Raw genomic sequence first — 20,683 nt, 5'->3', positions numbered from 1 at the left:
AGCCAATGGCCACATCATCACACCAACAGGACAGGCGGAAGAATGCCTTCATGCGGCGCATGACGCCTGCGGCGAAACAATCCTGGGCCCTTCCGGTGATCGCTCTTCTCGTACTGCTCACACTGGTCGTCGGGGCCATCATCGTAAATGCGGCAACGCGAAGTCATGTGCAATTGGATGATGGAACCGTATGGGTCACATCGCTCAATCAGCAAAAAGCCGCACGGTTCAATGTCCGGAATCAGGAAGCGGACGCGGGCATCTCGTCATCGGCTCCACGATTTGATATCGCCCAGCATAATGGCGATACCATCCTCACCGAACCGAGACGTGCTACCGCCATCAAGGCATCCACCCTCGGCACCGAAGTCACCACTGATACGTCACCCAATATCACTGCCGTGTCGGGCGGAAGCACCCTTGCGTTCCTCAATACACGAACCGGAAACGTATGGGCCGGGCCGTCCGACCACCTCGATTCACTGGCACCGGACACAACCGCCCCGCAGATGGCGCTGGGCACTGGCGCACGCATAGCCGTGACCGACACCGGACAGGTATACGGATATCGTCCCTCAGATGGCATGGTACTCATGTTGAAGGATGCACACGCTCTATCTGCGCAGCAAATCGGATCGTTATCAGGAGGAAAACCACAACCTGCCGACAGCTTCACCGTCATCGACAACACCCCGGCAATCACATCCGGAAACACGATGATGTTCCTTGACGGCCAAGCCACCGTGGATGCCGAAGGCCCGCTCACCCTGCAGTCACCTTCCATAGACGGCAAGCAAACCGGATGGGTTGCCGCCGCATCGACGCAGGGACTCGCCATAGTCCATCTCGGCCCCAGCCACAAAGCGACATTCATCAAAACAGGCGGCACAGGCAATCCCGCCCAACCAGCGTCCATGAACAATTGCGTATATGCGGCGTGGAGCCAACAGACGAACAACTATATCCGCATATGCGCGGCCAATGGATCGCAGCGCGATATGCAGTCCCTCGAATCCGTCGACGGGACCTCGGAATTGGTGTTCCGCACCAACCACAGGCTCATCGTGCTCAATGACGTGGTCACCGGCAATGTATGGAACGTCGCCCGCAATACCAAGGTCATCCGAATCCAATGGAACAGGATCCATACCGAGACCACCGAACAGACCAAAAGCGACAGCGATTCCGCCGACAATCATCGTGAATTCTCAAAGTCGTGTTCCACGCAATCCGGGGAGATTCACGCCGCCGACGACCACATAGGCGCACGTGCCGGCAGCGGGCAGATTCTTGACGTGTTGCGCAATGACGAGCAGACGGACTGCTCTGTGCTCAGCATCACCAACGTGAGCGCCGTCAGCGGGGCAGCTGTCAAAGTCGCCCCCATCTATGATGGGCGCTATCTGCAATTGGACGCCTCCTCCACGCCCGCCGGGACCGCGACATTCTCCTATGAGATCTCCGATGGTCGAGGCCAAAGCTCCAACGCCAACGTGACCGTGGAGCTCACGGACCAAGGCAATCGTGCGCCAGTGCAATCCGATACACCCCCCGAGGTCAGCATCGAGCAAGGTGCAACTTACAACGCCAATGCGTTGGGCAGCTTCACCGACCCCGACGGCGACCCGCTGACGTTGGTTTCGGCCGTCCCGCAGAACAGCGACCAAGTGCAGGTCTCCACACGGGCAGACGGACAGCTGACGTTCAACGCCGGCTCCCAGACCTCAGGCCGAATAGGCGTCACAGTCACTGTTTCCGACGGCGAGGCCACCGGAAACGGCACGCTGTATTTCACCATCAAGCCGGCAAACACGCTGTCGGCAATCATCGATCCAGTCGTCAAGACCGCAGCCCCCGGCATAGAGACCATCATCGACCTTGTCCCATACGTGCATGGCACTTCCGTGCAGCCTGCACAGCTCAACCAAGTGGATACACCGAACAATGCGACGACAACCACCAACACGGCTGACATGTCGATTGCATTCACGGCCTCCGAGCCGGGGACCTATTACGTGCCTTATACGATTGCCCAAGGATCGAATACCACCAACGGCCTGGCGCGCGTCGATGTACGACCTGTCGCCGGAGAGGCCGCGAAACCGGTCGCCGCCAACGACGTGGCGTTGCTCAGTGCCGGGAATACGGCGATTGTGGAACCTCTCTCCAACGATGTCGACCCCATGGGCGGCATACTATCCGTCACCTCCGTGAGTGCCCCGGCAGATTCAAGCATCAAAGTGGGGCTGGTGAGCCATAAGCGCGTATACATCACCGCCCGTCAGATACCCACCTCGCCCGTGCCCATCACGTATATCGCGGCGAATGCCGCAGGCACGTCCACAGGCACCATCGTATTGCAGCCACCTGCTCTGACCGTCGCCACTTCCACTCCGAAAGCCGGCAATATCAATGCCCAAGTACGTACAGGCGGCATTGTGTCAGTGGATGTGCTGGACCATGTGGACTATCCGGACGGAACCACCATACGGTTGAAGAACAAGCTGCAATATGACAGCAACACATTCAAAGGCCTGGCCTTCGTCTCGGCGGACACCGTTCGATATCAGGCATCACAGGATACCGGCGTCTTCCCCATCACCTATACCGTGGAAGACAACCGCGGCAATGCGGCATCGGCCACCATCACCATAACCGTGCATGCCAGTAATGCCGAAAGCAAGGCGCCTCCAACCCCGCACAACACCGAAGCTCAGGTGGCCGCCGGTCACAAGGTCCGAATTCCCATCACCCTGACCGGCATCGATGCGGACGGCGATGACGACCAGCTACTCGGATTGGGGAACAAGGCTCCCTCATTGGGACGCATTTCGGAAATCGGGTCCGACTATCTGGTCTATGAGGCGTACCCGGATTCATCTGGCACCGACACCTTCTCCTATGCCGTAGAGGATTGGACCGGCCAACGTGCGCAAGCACAGATTCGCGTAGGCGTATTCCAAGGAACCTCTGATTCGGGGGTCTATGCAAGAGATGACGCCATCGCCCTGCGCCCCAATACCACCGCCACCGTACCGGTGGCCCAGAACGACATCTCCGGAGACAATACGGACCTGACTGTCGATCAAACCATACAGGCACAAGGCGTCAGCAACGCGACGGTTCAGGACAACGCCATCACCTTCACCACGCCGGACGAATCCACCACCGCGTACATCGCCTACACAGTTCGGGACAAGGCAGGTCTTTCGGATACGGCGACGCTCAGCATCACCGTCAATCCTGAAGCCCCCATAGAGCCACCAACGGCATACGATTACCGCGTTCCTTCTGCGGCCACCATAGACAAGCGATCGGTCGACGTGGATGTCTCACAATGGATCGCCAATCCCTCGGGCACAACCGACGAGCTGGCCGTGGCGGTACATCCCTCCGCCTCGGACCATGCGCGAGTCACCGGAGGCAAGCATTCGACCATCATCTCCGTCGATCTCACTGATGAGGCTCGTGCCGTCCCCTACACGGTGACCAACACCACATACGGCATCACTTCCACCGCGTTCATACAGGTACCGGCCTATGGCGTGTTTCCGCCCACATTGCGTCCCAAGGCGCCAGCGCTCAACGTCAATGCAGGTGAGACCATTGAAATCAACATCAATGACTATGTGCGTGTAGGCGCCGGCAAGGAAGCGTATATCACGAACGCCGATTCCGTAAGCGCCACCAAATCCATGAATTCCGACCTGTATGTCAACAGCACGACACTGAAGTTCACCGCAGATCAGGACTATGCCGGCCCGGCCTCCATCACCTTCACCGCAGTGGACGGCAAACACGGTTCCAAGGCGAAAATCATCAATTCGGCTGTCATCACATTGCAGATCACAGTGCTCGGGCGCACTGTCCCGCCACCCACGTTCTCCTCCCCCACCATTGATGTGGAGGCAGGTGCGACAACGACGACCATCGACCTGACCGCTCTCACCCATGCGCCGACGGGTCTTGAGGAAAACGACAAGCAATACTCATATTCCGGCGGAATCGCATCCGGCCCGGTCACCGCCACCGTATCTTCGACCGGTCTGCTCACCATCACGGCGACCATCGACGCGGCACCCGGCACCACGGCATCCGTACCGGTTACCATCACCTACAGCAAAGGCGTCGTACATGCGGGACTCACTGTGCGGGTAGCAGTATCCACACAACCGCTGGCTCACGTCGGCAACAGGGACATCACCATCAAAGCCGGGGCTTCCGCGACAGTGGACATGCTAGATGGAGCATACAACCCCTTCCCCCACTCGGCGTTGACCGTAGTCAGCTGCCGCACAGACGATGCATCCAAACTGTTCGTGACCGCATGCGGCAAGTCAGGAATCATCGAACTGTCTGCGGCCTCCGATATCGGCGCCTCCTCGCATACGGTGCTCATCACCGTCCAAGACGGCACCAAGTCCAAGGAACGTGAGGTCACAGGCAGCATCACGGCTTCTGTCGTGGACAAGCCGGACACCCCACTGCTCTCTCCCGTCGCCGGTACCGCTCAAGACGGCGCAGTTACCCTCAGCTGGGTTGCGGGATCAGCCAACGGCAGTCCGATAACCGATTATCGAGTGCAATGGACGGGAGGAGGAAGCGGTGAACGGTCCTGTGGCGCAGTGACCTCCTGCCAGATCACCGGCCTGGCCAACGGTACGACATACTCATTCACCGTGAGCGCCAGGAACGAAGTCGGTTGGTCCGCACCATCCGTCGCCGTCACGGCCACACCCGATAAGGCACCCAACGCCCCATCGCACGTCGCCGTCGAAGGAGGCAACAGAAAAGCGACAGTCACTTGGTCCGCTCCTCAAGGCGACTTCAGCGCAGTGGACAACTATACGGTGACTGTCACTGGCGCAGGGGCCACCCAGAGCAAAGAGACGGGTGGGACCAGCACCAGCGCAACATTCGATTTCAACACCAACGACATCACGGACGGCACTGCGGTCACTGCAACGGTCCGAGCCCACAACGCGACCAACTGGGGGCCGGAATCCGCAGCCTCGGATCCCGCAAGCATATGGGCAGACCCCGATGCCCCGACCGTCACCGTGTCCAACGTGGGCACCACAGTGACAGTGACTTCGCATGCCAACGACAACCGGAACGCGGGGTGCAAAGGCATCGACGTCATCGGCCAGCTCGTGGACACCACTGTGGACTGCAATGGCGGCAGCGCCACATTCACTGTGCCGCAAGCCGCACTCAACACCACCGAATATACGATAAAAGCAACAGTCAATCCACAACGCGATGCCACAGGCGCAACCGCGACCACCACGTTCACGCCGGCATACGCCATTCAAGCACCTTCCGACGTGAGCACTTCGGGAGCGGCCGACCAATGCACCGTGCGCTGGAGCAGACAGGGACTTGCACAATCATTCATCGTCACGGCAGACGGTATAGGCACGGCCGAAACCACGGACGAGACATCGTATTCATTCGCTATGCAGCCTTGGGCCACCTGCAACCATGCATCTGTGCAGCAGAAACTGAACGGCACGGCGAGCGCGGCCGCAGAGGGCGGACCATCCTCAGGACAACCATATGTCCACCAAGTCCGCGCAGCCATCACCGCACCATATGAATTACGCTGGGGAGACAATGAGCACGTGGTGAATGTGTCCGGAGGCTCGGTGAACACCTTCGGCAAGGCAGCAAGCATCCAGATCATCATCAACGACCGACCATTCACATGGATTCCCGGGCAACCGTTGGATGTCACCGGTCTTCCACAGGAGACCACATACGTATGGAGCGTCAAGGTGACCGGAGACAATGGCCTGCAGGGGCTCGACAACACGGCACAAGGCGGCACGATCCAAGGGATGCGCGCTGCCTCATCAGCCGATACAGGCACCGTCCCGACCGTCAACCCCGTTGGTGTCGATGACGATGACGACCCCCATGCCGGCATCGGTCGGCATATCAGCGTCAAAGAACACCATAATGCAGATCACAACACCGTCACGCACAATGGCGCCACAAAGCGGTATACGACCCGACCACCAGCGACTCCGAATGAACAACCATTGTCGCTGCGTGCCTCATCCAGCGTCAGCGACCTTGCACGGCATCCATGGATTCTCGGTCTGGCGAACACACCGACAAACGTCGGCGCAGACGGGAACATCTCCAATGACACCCCGAGCAAAACAACCCCCAGACCATCAAATCCCTGATTCATTCCGCACGACATCACACTTCACACATCACACTTCACACATCACACATCGGGAGAACGTATGAGCGAGCATAGCGAACAGATCACCGACGAGACACGGCTTTCAGATGCCACTCGGATATCGGACAGCACGAGGATCAGCCGACTGCCGCATAACCCTTCCGACGCGGCACCGCATAACCCTTCCGGCACAGCACCGCGCACCCCTTCCGGCACGCCGGAAACCATCTCAGGCAAGACGGAAGACACCATGGCCCAGACCTCGGTCGTCGAAGAGGCAACGACCAGCATGCTGGAACAATCGACACCGCAGATAGCCGCGTTCCAGAACTCCTACGACAGGCTAGTACACAGCATCGGCACCGTGGTCGTAGGCAAGACCATGCCGATCAGACTATGCGTCACCGCCCTTCTGGCCGGCGGACATGTCCTGCTTGAAGACAATCCCGGTACCGGTAAAACACAACTGGCTCGCGGACTGGCCAATTCCATATCCGCGAGTTTCAAACGCATCCAATTCACCCCCGATCTTCTGCCATCCGACGTGGTAGGAATCACCTATTACGACCAGAAGCATGGCGAATTCGAATTCCGCAACGGGCCGGTGTTCGCATCCATAGTGCTGGCGGATGAGATCAACCGCGCTTCCCCGAAAACCCAATCGGCGTTGCTGGAGGTCATGGAGGAGCAGAACGTCACTGTGGATGGGGTCTCGCATCAGGTGCCGCAACCGTTCATGGTGATTGCCACACAGAACCCGATAGAGCAGCTTGGCACATACGCCCTGCCTGAAGCGCAAATGGATCGCTTCCTTATCAAGACATCGATCGGCTACCCCGGCCATGACGTATCGGTGGACCTGCTCAGGCAGATCGACGTGGTCGACCGCGCACGGACCGTCTCCCCGGTGCTCACCGGCGATGACGTGCTGCGTATGCGGGAAACCGCCACCAGCGTCTATATCGATGACTCCATCCGCGAATACATCGTCCGCCTGGTCGAGGCGACGCGCCATAACGAGCGCATCGCTGTGGGATCGTCGATGCGCGGCGCCCTGGCGCTCGCGCGATGCGCCCGAATCTGGGCCGCAGCCGATGGCAGGGCCTATGTGATACCCGATGACATCACCGAACTTGCCATACCCGTTCTGGCCCATCGCATCGTGCTTGCCCCCGAAGCCTCGTTCGACGGCACCTCCGCAGAGCGTCTGATCACGCAGATTCTCAATGATGTGCCGACGCCCACGTTGAGCACCTGAAGGACACGGCCATGAGTATTCGATCCAGCACCATGCCGCATTCATCGTCACGCATACATCCCAGGCGCATGTTCGTCAATGCGGTCAGACATATCGCCCATGCTGTCAATGCCTGCATCTCCCCGCTCGGATGGGCGGTAGGGCTGAGCGCCGCAGCCTGCCTCGGATCGTTCGCATGGCTCGGATGGCATGAGCTGCTCGCTTTCGGCATCACGGCCGCAGTGATGCTCATCGTCGCGGTCGTACTGTCCCTGGGCAACACCAGTTTCACCGCACATATCAGCGCGTCAAATCAACGCGTGACCGTGGGTGACGACATACGCATCACCATTGATATCGACAACACCAGTGCCGCAGCCACGGCCAGCGCGCAAGGCAGCCTGCCCATCGGAGACGAACATGAATGGTTCAGCATCCCCATGCTGGCGCCACGGCAAGCCAAACGCACCGAGCTGGCATTCCGCGCCCTGCAACGCGCCGCCCTGCCCATCGGACCGTTGCACATCCGCAAAGGGGACCCCTTCGGACTGATTCGCCATGACAAACGATTGGCCGAGCGCATCATCGTCTACATCCATCCGAAAACAATTCCGCTGCGTTCAGTGAATGCGGGCATTCCCCGCGACCTGGAAGGGCGTCCTTCCGGACAGATCGTCGATGACGACCTCGACTTCCACGGGTTGCGTGAGTATACGCCCGGAGATGATGTGCGCAACGTGCATTGGCTGAGCTCGGCAAAAACCGGCTCCCTGATGATCCGTCAGTATGAGGCCACGAAACGCACAGACACCTCGCTGACCATCAGCGTCAATCCTGATGGATACGCCACAGCACAGGAATTCGAACTGGGGGTCTCCATCCATGCGTCCATCGGCGTCGCATGTCTTGCACAGCATAGACCCGTCTCCACGCATGCCGGAACCAGACACGTCCGCCCGCGCAATGCGATGCTGCTGCTTGACGAAGCCAGCGGCATCGCACCGAGCCGGCAGAGTCAAGACCATCTCAATCCCGTACAGAGCACTCTGGAGCACTCGCCCGACGCCTCATGCTACATGTTCGTCGTGGGTTCTCTCATCACCGTCGATCAGCTCAAGCAAGCCACTCAGGCATTACCCCCATCAGCCAAGTGCGTGGTGCTGCAAGCCAGCGTAGGCGCATATCGCTCCATGGAACGGTTCGCCCGCTTCACTCTGGCGACGGTGGGCGAACTGGATGACCTTCCCCTCATCATGAAGGCCCTCACATGACAGCCGACATACTCTCCCGCCTATCCACCCGTCTTTTGCCCCGCCTGTCCGCCAACACCTCAGACACCGGTTCATGGGCGGACTCTCCCCAATCGGCGATCTGGACAATCGGCAACGGCACACGCCATGCGGCGAGCGCCACACGGCAGTCGCGAACCGCCAGCATCGGCAGTCTCGCAGTCATCGTCATCCTGATGTTGCTGTCACTGTCAAATCTCATCGACGTATACGGCGACCCTGCGGCATGGGCCATCACCGCAATCACCGCCACCCTGCTTGGCGCCGTGATCACATTCGCCGGACTGGTGCCGTCATTGCGATTATGGTGGCAACTGGTGTTCCTCGCCGGCTCCCAGTTCCTTCTCGGGCCGATCATCACACTTCCTCACACCACCATCGCCCACGTAATCCCCAGTCTTGATACGATAAGCCAAGGCTGGTATGCCATGCTTGGCTCCTTTACATACCTGATTTCCATCGATCCTCCCGTCGGCACCGCAGATGGCTCCTTGATGGCTGTATGGAGCATGGGCCTTCTGCTGACTTTTCTGGCGGGATCATTCGCCGTGTCGTCCAACGCCTGGCTCTCGCTGGTCAGTGCCCTGCCATTGGCTGCGGCCATGGCATCATGCGCGCTGTTGGGGACCAGTACCGGCTGGCATCGTGCAACCAGCGGCATCATAACCGCCATACTGCTCATTGTCTGGCTGTCGTGGCGCGTGGGATTCCTGGAATGGAAGCGATGGGTTCCCTCACTAATCATTCCGGCCCTCGCCGCCACCCTGGCGATCGCAGGAACGATAGCCATTCCGCAGCATCGCTTGATACTGCGGGATCATTATGAGCCGCCGATCAACCCGTATGACTACACCAGCCCGTTAAGCGGGATGCGTTCATACTTCAAGAACCACAAGGATGACGTGCTCCTAAGCGTCACCGGCCTGCCCGCCGGGACACCGGTGCGCCTGGCCGTGATGGACCGCTTCGATGGTTCGGTGTGGAATCTGTCCGATTCCGCCCAGGCATCGGATTCCTCCGATTATCGCCGGGTGGGCTCATCCATCGCCACAGATGAACGGGGCAAGCCATTCACCGCCACCTTCCATGTACATCAAGGGCTCGGCGACACGTGGCTACCCTTGGCCGGTGCCGCCACCCGTGTTCGATTTACCACAAGCGACGATGCCGATTCGTTCTATTACAATTCCGGCACCGATTCCGCTATTTTCGCCGCCGGCCTGCGTGCAGACATGACCTATAGCGAATCCGGCGTCCTCCCCACTGTTCCCAGCGCATCGCAAATCAGCAATGCACCAGCCGCACACATCGATCAGCCGCCGGCCGACGATGTACCGGATGCCGTCGGCAAGTTCGCCACCGCTGTGGCCGGCGGACAGGCCACCGGTGGCGCCGCCGCCGAGACCATCACCAAGGCACTGAAAGACTCCGGCTGGTTCTCGCACGGGCTGCAAGGCGACTACCCGTCCGCAGCAGGACATGGCAGCTATCGCATCAACGCGCTGCTCACGGGCACGGCAATGGTGGGCGACTCCGAACAATATGCATCGGCAATGGCTTTGATGGCACGCGAATTGGGCATACCCTCCCGAGTGGTCATGGGATTCCTGCCCAAAGACAGCGACGGCAGCATTTCCAAGTCCCGTACCACCACATCGGATCATACGACCACCATTGCGTTCACCGGCAATGACGTCGCCGCATGGGTGGAGATCAAACTGAACGACTTCGGCTGGGTGGCGTTCTATCCCACCCCCAAAGAGACCAAGGTCCCCGACGACACTCAGAATCTGGTTCCCCCAAAGCCGCAGACACTGGTGCGGCAGCCACCCGTGCCACTGACCAATCCGCTGCGCGATCAGACGCAGGCCAAAGGGCTGAGCTCACTGTCGGGCGTGGACGCCGATCCGCCGGCCAGCTCGGTTTGGGACCGCGTATGGCACATCGCCCGTCCAATACTCGTGTATGGCAGTCCACTATGGGCACTCATCCTCGTCTGCACGATGATTCTCGCCTATAAGGCTTTGCTACTGGCCCGCGCAAGACGTCGAGGCTCTCCGAAAACGCGTGTGGCCGCGGGATGGGAGGCCGTCCGTACACTGGCCTTGCAAAGCGGCGTTTCCGTACGCGGCACCAGACGCGAACAGGCGAACGGCATAGCCCACGAACTGCATACATCGCCGAAATTGTTGCAGCAACTGAGCCGGGACGCAGATTATGTCACCTTCTCCGGCCAAGACATACCACCGGCACAAGCCGATAGGTATTGGAACCAGGTTGATGCGGCGCGTGCAGCACTGTTGCATTCGTTGCCTCGGCTGAGGCGACTCGTCACGATGCTTTCCCTACAAGGGATTGCGCGCAACGCAGTCCGGCGTGACAGTACCACGCGCGTACGCACTGCCCATCCTGCTGAGTCCCATCATGAAACGACACGGCAGGATAGGCAACAGTCGCGATTATCGTAGAGAGCAAGGAGGCAATCTTCCAAGGAGGCAGTCCCATGGTCGACTATGACACCGCAGTCGCTGCAGTTCAAGATCCCGATGCCGATCCGATACTATTGGCGAAAATCGCCTATGAGAACCCGGAGTTCGGTGCCAATGTGGCGGTGAATCCCCGTTGCTACCCCGGACTGAAACGTTGGCTCGCCGAGTTCGGCGATGCCCGAGCCCGTGAAACGCTGTCGCAACTGGGCATTACCGCCGATTCCATCGGTGGGCCGGTGCAGAACCGACCTGACATCGAGCGAGAAGAGGCGGAGCGTTCTGCTGTGAATTCCGCTGCAGCTGCCGCGAATGCCGCTGCGGGTGCTGCAAGTTCCGTTGCAGATGCCGCTGCAAAATCCTCCGTGAGTTCCGCCGCAAATGCCGCAAATTCCGCCACTCACGAATTCCAGTCCCAGCGTGAAGCTCAATCGCCAGCAGCCAAAGAGCCGGTGCCCACCAACCCATATGGATTCACGGTGCAGCAGGCACTGACCACCACCGACCAGATGACCATCGCACAGATCGCACAATATGCGCCTGAACTGCGCGCCTGCATAGCCCGCAATCCCAACACGTATCCGGCACTGCTGGATTGGCTCCGACAACTGGGCGATCCCGACATCGATGCGGCGCTGGCCTCCAGGAGGTAGCGTTCATCGCCGGCGCACTACACCGACGACATGCCGCAAAGCAGTCACAGGCTAACAACAAAGGACAGTAATCATGGCCATACTTCCCTATCCACCGGCACCTGAACCCGGATGGTATGCCGACGATGTGAAGACCAGCGATGTCAGCCATCCACTACCCCAGCCAATACGCAAGCAACAGCCGAACAAAACCCCGCTGGCAGACGGGGTGCAGCCGAACGGCATCATGCGGCCGAACACCGCGAAGCAGCCAGCCGGCACCGCACAACCAGCCGGCACCGCACAACCAGCCGGCACCGCGCAACCAGCCAGCATCGCACAACCAGCCAGCTCTGCGCGGCCAATCATCACGGCACAGCCCAACCATACTTCACCACCGAGCAGTGCCGCACAACCATCAGAAGCACCCCACCGATTCGTGCTGCATAACGACACGACGGGTCAAAACATCACAGTGAGCCGTAATACCCTTCTCGGACGCAAACCGGCGCTGAACTCGTTGCAGGGCTTCACCATCGCACGAATCGACGATCCGACGCGCACGACCTCCCGCACCCATGCGACGCTCAGCATCGACGACCAAGGGCGGCTTTGGATTGAGGATTGTGACTCTTTGAACGGCACCTACATCATCCGGGGCAACCATGAAACCCAAGTGCCAGCGGGCACACCGATGCGTCTCGATATTCCGGCAACGGTCCGTCTGGGCGACCTCTTCTTCAAGCTGACCCAAATGTGACAGACCTGTGACAGACCTGTGACAAACCCTAGTGGTCTGTCTCGCTAACAAATGACGGGTGCCAGGCAAACGCCCGACACCCGTCATCGACCTGTCATCGGTCAATCAGCGCTCACTGCTGCGCATCATCACCGTCAGTCAAATCGCCCTGATCGGAGTAGAAATCGTCAGGGTTGAAGTCGTCACCGAGCTTCAGATCACCGAACTCCAAGTTGGAGAAGTTCAGATCGGACAGATCGGAGTCGGAGAAGCTCGCATCGCCGAGATCGTTGTCACCACCCAGACCGAAGTTCGGGTAGATGGTGTCGCGGATGGCCTTGTCAGGCTCCACCACAGCGTTGCGGTAACGGGCAAGACCCGTACCGGCCGGGATGAGCTTACCGATGATGACGTTCTCCTTGAGGCCCTTGAGGTCATCGACCTTCTCGGAGAGCGCGGCTTCGGTAAGCACGCGGGTGGTCTCCTGGAAGGAGGCGGCGGACAGCCAGGAATCGGTGGCCAAGGATGCCTTGGTGATACCCATCAGGGCAGGACGGCCGACCGCAGGCTTGCCACCGTTCTTGACCACGTTGCGGTTGATCTCGCGGAAGCGAGCGTTGTCCACCAGCTCGCCCGGCAGCAGGTCGGTGTCGCCGGAGTCGATGATGGTCACGCGACGGGTCATCTGGTGCACGATGACCTCGATGTGCTTGTCGTGGATGTCCACCCCCTGGGAGCGGTACACGGTGTGCACTTCCTCCACGATGTTGACCTGAGCGGCGCGCTTGCCGAGGATGGTGAGGATCTTCTTCGGATCCACGGAACCTTCGACCAGCTGGGTGCCGACCTTGATGTGATCGCCATCGGCCACCTTGAGCGGAACGCGCTTGGAGACCTGGTAGGTGATCGGCTTGATCACGCCGTCTTCCTTCGGTGCGCCAGAATCGGCGTCCGGGGTCAGGATGATCTGGCGACCGCGATCGTTCTCCATGATCTTGATGGTGCCGGCGAACTCGGTGATCGGAGCCTCACCCTTCGGGGTACGGGCTTCGAAAAGCTCGGTGACACGAGGAAGACCCTGCGTGATATCGGATGCTGCGGCGACGCCACCGGAGTGGAAGGAACGCAGCGTCAGCTGGGTACCAGGCTCGCCGATGGACTGGGCGGCGACGATACCGACGGTTTCGCCGACATCGACCAGAGTGTTGGTGGCCAGGGACCAGCCATAGCACTTGGAGCACACACCACGCTTGGATTCGCAGGTCAGCACGGAACGGCACTTGACCTCTTCCACACCGTGGGCCACGAGGTCGTTGAGCACGTCCATGGACAGGGCGTCGTCACGCTTGTACAGCACGGTCTTGCCGTCGGCCGGGTCGATGACATCGGCGGCGAGCAGACGGGAGTACGGGCCACCGTCGGCGGCCTTGACGAGGTTCAAGTTGCCGTCGGCGTCGCGGTCGGCCACGCGGATCATGAGGCCGGCCTTGGTGCCGCAGTCCTCTTCGCGGACGATGACGTCCTGGGAGACATCCACCAGACGACGGGTCAGGTAACCGGATTCTGCGGTACGCAGTGCGGTATCGGCCAGACCCTTACGCGCGCCGTGCTGGGAGATGAAGTACTCCAGCACGGACAGGCCGTCACGGTAGTTGGACTTCACAGGACGAGGAATGATCTCGCCCTTCGGGTTGGCCACGAGGCCACGCATGCCTGCGATCTGGTTGATCTGCATCATGTTGCCTCGTGCACCGGACTGCACGATGATGGCCAGGTTGGAGGTCGGGTCGAACTTGTCTTCGACTTCCTTGGACACCTCGGCGGTGCATTCGGTCCACAGGTCGATGAGCTCCTGACGGCGGGCCTCCTCGGTCAGCAGACCCATCTCGTAGTTGGCATTGACCTTGTCGGCCTTGGCTTCGAACTCGGCGATCTTCTGGTCGCGCTCAGGCGGCTCGTTCACGTCGGAGAAGGCGAAGGACACGCCGGACCACGGGGCGCGGGTGAAGCCGAGGTCCTTCAGGGCGTCCAGCGTCGCAGCCACCTGCTGGGTGGAGTAACGCATGGCGATGTCATCGACGATCTTGGACAGGCGACCCTTGGCCACCTGCTCGTTGACGAACGGATAGTCGGTCGGCAGCGTCTCGTTGAACAGGATGCGGCCATATGAGGTCGCGAACAGGACGGTGCCGTCGTGCAGACGCTCTTCCTTGGCCACGCCGGTCTCGCCGTCGCGCGGGTCGACCACCTTGACTTCGCCGGGCTCCCAGTTCTTCGGGAGGGTGAAGGTCTTGGGCAGGCGGATAAGCACCTTGGCCTGCATGTCGATCTCGTGACGGTCGAGAGCCATCTCGGCCTCCTCGAGGGAGGAGAACACGCGGCCCTGGCCCTTGGCACCGTCGATGACGGTGGACAGGTAGTACAGACCGAGGATCATATCCTGGGACGGCATGGTCACGGTGTGGCCGTCGGCCGGCTTCAGGATGTTGTCGGAGGCCATCATCAGGGAGCGTGCCTCAGCCTGGGCTTCGGCGGACAGTGGCAGGTGGACTGCCATCTGGTCGCCATCGAAGTCGGCGTTGAAGGCGGCGCAGGCCAGAGGCGGCAGGTGGATGGCCTTGCCTTCCACCAGGATCGGTTCGAAGGCCTGAATGCCCAGACGGTGCAGCGTAGGTGCACGGTTGAGGAGCACCGGATGCTCGGAGATGACCTCTTCGAGCACGCCCCACACCTCGGAGTCGCCGCGGTCGACCAGACGCTTGGCGGACTTCATGTTCTGTGCATAGTTCAGGTCGACGAGGCGCTTGATGACGAACGGCTTGAACAGCTCGAGGGCCATCGGCTTCGGCAGACCGCACTGGTGCATACGCAGGGACGGGCCGACCACGATCACGGAACGGCCGGAGTAGTCGACTCGCTTACCGAGCAGGTTCTGGCGGAAACGACCCTGCTTACCCTTGAGCATGTCGGACAGGGACTTGAGCGGGCGGTTGGACGCACCGGTGACAGGGCGGCCACGACGACCGTTGTCGAACAGCGAGTCGACGGCCTCCTGAAGCATGCGCTTCTCGTTGTTGAGCATGATCTCGGGGGCGCCGAGCTCGATCAGTCGCTTCAGACGGTTGTTGCGGTTGATCACACGACGGTACAGGTCGTTCAGATCGGAGGTGGCGAAACGGCCACCGTCGAGCTGGACCATCGGCCGCAGATCCGGCGGGATGACCGGGATCACGTCGAGCACCATGGCCTCCGGCTTGTTGCCGGTGGTCAGGAAGGCGTTGACGACCTTCAGGCGCTTCAGCGCCTTGGTCTTACGCTGTTCGGAAGCGTCCTTGATCTCCTCGCGCAGCTCCTTGGAGATGGCTTCGAGGTCGAGGGACTGCAGGCGCTTCTTGATGGCCTCGGCGCCCATGCAGCCGTCGAAGTAGTCGCCGTAGCGATCCTGCATCTCACGCCACAGATCGACGTCATCGACCATGTCGCCGGGCTTGAGCTTCTTGAACTTGTCGAAGACGGCGTCCACGCGGGCGATCTGGTCGTTGTAACGGGTGCGAATGGCTGCCATGTCGCGCTCGGCTCCGTTGCGCAGCTTGGCGCGGGCCGGGCCCTTGGCCTCGCCAGCCTCCTCGAGAGCGGCGAGATCCTCCTCCACCTTCTTGGCGCGGGCTTCGATATCGGCGTCACGACGCTGCTCGAGACGGGAGATCTCGGAGTCGAACTCGTCCTGCAGGCCGGGCAGGTCGTTGTGGCGTTCCTCATCGTTCACTTCGGTGACCATGTAGGAGGCGAAGTAGATGACGCGCTCCAGATCCTTCGGGGTGACGTTCAGCAGGTAGCCGAGACGGGAAGGCACACCCTTGAAGAACCAGATGTGAGTCACGGGTGCGGCCAGCTCGATGTGGCCCATGCGTTCACGGCGCACGCGGCTGCGGGTCACTTCGACGCCGCAACGCTCGCAGACGATGCCCTTGAAGCGCACACGCTTGTACTTGCCGCAGGCGCACTCCCAGTCGCGGGTCGGACCGAAGATCTGCTCACCGAACAGACCGTCCTTCTCGGGCTTCAGAGTACGGTAATTGATGGTTTCAGGCTTCTTGACCTCGCCGTGGCTCCAGCCGCGGATATCGTCTGCAGTGGCCAGGCCGATGCGAAGCTTGTCAAATGCGTTGACGTCCAGCACTTATAAATCCGTTCCTTGTTGAAAATGTTTCGTTCACGCTGTGTGGAGCCGCATATCGATCGGGCTGCCCCGGGGCCGGTCTCATACCGTTGAGACCGGCCGATGCCGGGGGCATCGTAATCGGGCATGCGGCCCGTGGGATCACTGGTATTCGGGCTCGTCGACCTTCTGGTCTTCCTTGGCGGCCGCGTCCGGGCGGGCGCCGATGTTGAAGCCCAGGTCGTCGGTGGAGCTCACCGGATCGTCTTCCTCGTCCTTCATGTCGATGGCCACGCCTTCGGCGTTGAGCACTTCGACGTTGAGGGACAGGGACTGCATTTCCTTCAGGAGCACCTTGAAGGACTCAGGGATGCCTGCCGGCGGCAGGTTATCACCCTTGACGATGGCGCCATAGACACGCACACGGCCGTCGACGTCATCGGACTTGGTGGTCATCATCTCGTGCAGCGTGTAGGCGGCACCGTAGGCCTCAAGGGCCCACACCTCCATCTCGCCGAAGCGCTGGCCACCGAACTGGGCCTTGCCACCAAGCGGCTGCTGGGTGATCATGGAGTACGGACCGGTGGAGCGTGCGTGGATCTTGTCGTCGACCAGGTGGTGCAGCTTCAGCATGTACATGTAGCCGACGGAGATCTGCTTGGTGTACGGTTCGCCGGTACGGCCGTCGAACAGGGTCGCCTTGCCGTCGGGGCCCACGAGGCGGTCGCCGTCGCGGTTCGGCAGCGTGGTGGACAGCAGGCCCTTGAGCACTTCCGGCTTGACGCCGTCGAACACCGGGGTGGCCACCGGGGTGCCCGGTTCGGCCTTCTCGGCGCCTGCCGGCACCAGCTTCTTCCATTCGGCTTCCAGGTTCGGGTCGAGGGAGATGTCCCAGCCGGCGTGGGCGATCCAGCCGAGGTGCAGTTCGAGCACCTGGCCCAGATTCATTCGAGAAGGCACGCCCAGCGGGTTCAGCATGATGTCCACCGGGGTACCGTCGGCGAGGAATGGCATGTCCTCTTCGGGCAGGATGCGGGAGATGCAGCCCTTGTTGCCATGGCGGCCGGAGAGCTTGTCGCCCACCGTGATCTTACGGTGCTGGGCGATGTAGACGCGGATCATCTGGTTCACGCCGTTGGGCAGCTCGTCGCCGTCCTCCTCGGCATCCTCGCGGGTGATCTCCTTGACGCCGATGACGGTGCCGGTCTCGCCGTGAGGCACGCGCAGGGAGGTGTCGCGCACCTCGCGGGACTTCTCGCCGAAGATGGCGCGCAGCAGTCGCTCCTCCGGGGTCAGCTCGGTCTCGCCCTTCGGGGTCACCTTGCCGACCAGGATGTCGCCGGCCTCGACTTCGGCGCCGATGCGGATGATGCCGCGCTCGTCGAGGTTTGCCACGGCGTCCTCGCCGACGTTCGGCAGGTCGCGGGTGATCTCTTCGGCGCCGAGCTTGGTCTCACGTGCGTCGATCTCGTACTCCTCGATGTGGATGGAGGAGAGCGTGTCGTCCTGCACGAGGCGCTGGGAGATGATCACGGCGTCCTCGTAGTTGTAGCCGTTCCACGGCATGAAGGCGATGAGCAGGTTCTTGCCCAGAGCCAGGTCGCCGTTCTGGATTGCGGGGCCATCGGCCATGACCGAGCCGGCCTCCACACGCTCGCCGTCATGCACGATCGGGCGCTGGTTGTAGCAGGTGGTCTGGTTGGAGCGCTGGAACTTGGCCAGCTTGTAGGAGCTGGTGGTGCCATCGTCGTTCATCACGCGGATCAGGTCGGCGGAGACGTAGGTCACCACGCCGTCCTTGTCGGACTTGATCACATCGCCGGAATCGTTGGCTGCGCGCCATTCGGAACCGGTGCCCACCAGCGGACGCTCGGACTCGATCAGCGGCACGGCCTGACGCTGCATGTTGGTACCCATCAGTGCACGGTGGCCCTCATCGTGCTCCAGGAACGGGATCAGGGAGGCACCGAGGGAGACCATCTGGCGCGGTGAGACGTCCATGTAATCGACGGAGCTCACCGGCACATCGACTGCCTCTTCCTCGCCGACTCGGGCAAGAGCGGACTTCTGCACGAAGTTGCCGTTCTCGTCGAGTTCCTGGTTGGCCTGGGCGATGACGTGGTCCAGATCGCGGTCTGCGGTCATGTACTCGACCTCGTCGGTCACGTGGCCGTCGACGACCTTACGGTACGGGGTCTCGATGAAGCCGAACGGGTTCACACGGCCGAAGGTAGCCAGAGAACCGATCAGACCGATGTTCGGGCCTTCAGGGGATTCAATCGGGCACATACGACCGAAGTGGGAGGGGTGCACGTCTCGCACTTCCATGGAGGCGCGGTCACGGGACAGACCACCGGGGCCCAGAGCGGAGAGACGACGCTTGTTCGTCACACCGGAGAGCGGGTTGTTCTGATCCATGAACTGGGAGAGCTGGGAGGTGCCGAAGAACTCCTTGATGGTGGCGTTCACCGGGCGGATGTTGATCAGGGACTGCGGGGTGATGGCCTCGGCGTCCTGAGTGGTCATGCGCTCGCGCACCACGCGCTCCATACGGCTCAGGCCGGTGCGCAGCTGGTTCTGGATCAGCTCGCCGACCTGACGGATGCGACGGTTGCCGAAATGATCGATATCATCCACGTCCACGCGCAGGTCGATGTCCTCGCCATTGCGCTTGCCGGCGAAGGTCTTGGCGCCGTCGTGCAGGGCCACCAGGTACTTGATGGTGGCGATGATGTCCTCCCGGTGCAGGGAGCGGTCATTGAAATCGGCCTCAAGACCAAGCTTGCGGTTGATCTTGTAGCGGCCCACGCGGGCAAGGTCGTAACGCTTGGTGTTGAAGTAGAAGGAATCCAGCAGGTTCTTGCCGGCTTCCGGGGTCGGGGTGTCGGCCGGACGGATCTTGCGGTACAGGTCCACCAGAGCCTCGTCCTGGGTTTCCAGGGTCTCTCGCTGGAGAGCATCCAGCACCAGCGGATAATCCTTGAAGGCTTCGGCGATCTCGGGCTTGGTCATGCCGATGGCCATGAGGAATACGATGGCGGACTGCTTGCGCTTGCGGTCCACGCGAACCTGCGGCTGATCCCTCTTGTCGACCTCGAACTCGAGCCATGCGCCACGGGACGGGATGATCTTGGCGCCGAAGACTTCCTTGTCGGAAGTACGGTCCTGCTGACGGTCGAAGTACACGCCAGGAGAACGCACCAACTGGGAGACGATGACTCGCTCAGTGCCACCGATGATGAACGTGCCGTGCGGGGTCTGCAGCGGGAAATCGCCCATGAACACGGTCTGCGACTTGATCTCGCCGGTGTCGCCGTTCTCGAACTCGGCGTTCACGTACAGCGGCGCGGAGTAGGTGTAGTCCTTCTCCTTGCACTCCTGAACCGTGTGGCGCGGCTCCTCGAAGTACGGGTCGGAGAAGGTCAGGGACATGGTCTGCGCGAAGTTCTCGATCGGGGAGATTTCGTTGAAGACCTCATCGAGTCCGGAAGTATGGGCGACGGTGTTGGTGCCGTTCGCCTCATCCTCTTCGACGCGCTTCTTCCAGCGCTCATTGCCGATCAGCCAGTCGAAGCTGTCTGTCTGTACGCCCAGCAGATAGGGTACATCAATAGGCTCTTTGATGGAGCCGAAGTTCACGCGATCCGACGCCTTGTGCAGATCAATGTCATGCTGGTCGGCGCGTGCGATGATGGTAGTGGTGTTCGTCGTAGCTGTGTTAGCCAATGGACGTTCCTTATCGCTCGCTAAAAATGTGGTAATTCCCCTGGGAGCGCGCGCATGGCCACCATATGCCTCTGCGGGCGCTTCATTGTCGTCGGCATGCCCGCAATATGACACACCTTATGCAAATTCCAAAGAATAGCAGTAAGCGCTGACAAAACAACTATCTTTGCGCCTGTCTTGCGCGGACAAGCTTTCGCCTTCTGTTCGCCACATTTTTTC

At 60.8% G+C, this 20,683-nt stretch carries 9 protein-coding genes; 6 read left to right on the top strand and 3 right to left on the bottom strand.

Annotation, left to right across the window (positions count from 1 at the left end; all coding sequences use genetic code 11):
* Positions 1-5: 5 nt before the first annotated feature.
* The 6 genes from BW14_RS04060 (at position 6) to BW14_RS04035 (ending at position 12,600) form a co-directional block, all read left to right on the top strand.
* Positions 6-6,194 carry an Ig-like domain-containing protein gene (locus tag BW14_RS04060; RefSeq protein ID WP_140489285.1) on the top strand — a complete coding sequence of 2,063 codons (6,189 nt, stop codon included), beginning with the start codon at positions 6-8 and terminating at the stop codon, positions 6,192-6,194.
* 63 nt (positions 6,195-6,257) lie between these two features.
* Positions 6,258-7,454 (top strand): MoxR family ATPase, encoded by a 1,197-nt coding sequence (locus BW14_RS04055; RefSeq protein ID WP_044090107.1) that lies wholly within the window; start codon positions 6,258-6,260, stop codon positions 7,452-7,454.
* Positions 7,455-7,465: 11 nt separating this feature from the next.
* Complete coding sequence (locus BW14_RS04050) at positions 7,466-8,704, top strand: DUF58 domain-containing protein (RefSeq protein WP_375137548.1); 1,239 nt, start codon at positions 7,466-7,468, stop codon at positions 8,702-8,704.
* A complete protein-coding gene (locus BW14_RS04045; protein ID WP_044090106.1) occupies positions 8,701-11,190 on the top strand; it encodes a transglutaminase domain-containing protein in 2,490 nt (829 codons plus the stop codon). Before BW14_RS04050 ends, BW14_RS04045 begins: the two co-directional genes overlap by 4 nt.
* A gap of 35 nt (positions 11,191-11,225) precedes the next feature.
* The gene (locus tag BW14_RS04040) at positions 11,226-11,861 is read left to right on the top strand and encodes a hypothetical protein (protein WP_044090105.1); all 636 of its coding nucleotides are present in this window, start codon (positions 11,226-11,228) and stop codon (positions 11,859-11,861) included.
* A gap of 127 nt (positions 11,862-11,988) precedes the next feature.
* Positions 11,989-12,600: an FHA domain-containing protein gene (locus BW14_RS04035; RefSeq protein WP_238566976.1), complete on the top strand. Its 612-nt coding sequence runs from the start codon at positions 11,989-11,991 to the stop codon at positions 12,598-12,600.
* Between the two features lie 112 nt (positions 12,601-12,712).
* On the opposite strand, the gene BW14_RS04030 is transcribed toward BW14_RS04035, so the two are convergent.
* The 3 genes from BW14_RS04030 to BW14_RS12090 all read right to left on the bottom strand — a co-directional run.
* The gene (locus BW14_RS04030; protein ID WP_044090103.1) at positions 12,713-16,759 is read right to left on the bottom strand and encodes a DNA-directed RNA polymerase subunit beta'; all 4,047 of its coding nucleotides are present in this window, start codon (positions 16,757-16,759) and stop codon (positions 12,713-12,715) included.
* Between the two features lie 141 nt (positions 16,760-16,900).
* Positions 16,901-20,464, bottom strand: a complete 3,564-nt coding sequence (locus tag BW14_RS04025; RefSeq protein ID WP_044090102.1) for a DNA-directed RNA polymerase subunit beta — start codon at positions 20,462-20,464, stop codon at positions 16,901-16,903.
* Between the two features lie 20 nt (positions 20,465-20,484).
* Positions 20,485-20,683 (bottom strand): hypothetical protein (locus tag BW14_RS12090; protein WP_219847185.1); only part of this gene is annotated, 199 nt, incomplete at its 5' end.

Source organism: Bifidobacterium sp. UTBIF-68, from assembly GCF_006408855.1.
GTDB lineage: Bacteria > Actinomycetota > Actinomycetes > Actinomycetales > Bifidobacteriaceae > Bifidobacterium > Bifidobacterium reuteri.
Note: the sequence above shows the minus strand (reverse complement) of the source record. Positions and strands in the feature narration are given on the sequence as shown.

Bases quoted from the DNA above. Each gene is read 5' to 3' on its own strand.
- BW14_RS04060 (WP_140489285.1), top strand. From the start codon at position 6: ATGGCCACATCATCACACCAACAGGACAGGCGGAAGAATGCCTTCATG.
- BW14_RS04055 (WP_044090107.1), top strand. From the start codon at position 6,258: ATGAGCGAGCATAGCGAACAGATCACCGACGAGACACGGCTTTCAGAT.
- BW14_RS04050 (WP_375137548.1), top strand. From the start codon at position 7,466: ATGAGTATTCGATCCAGCACCATGCCGCATTCATCGTCACGCATACAT.
- BW14_RS04045 (WP_044090106.1), top strand. From the start codon at position 8,701: ATGACAGCCGACATACTCTCCCGCCTATCCACCCGTCTTTTGCCCCGC.
- BW14_RS04040 (WP_044090105.1), top strand. From the start codon at position 11,226: ATGGTCGACTATGACACCGCAGTCGCTGCAGTTCAAGATCCCGATGCC.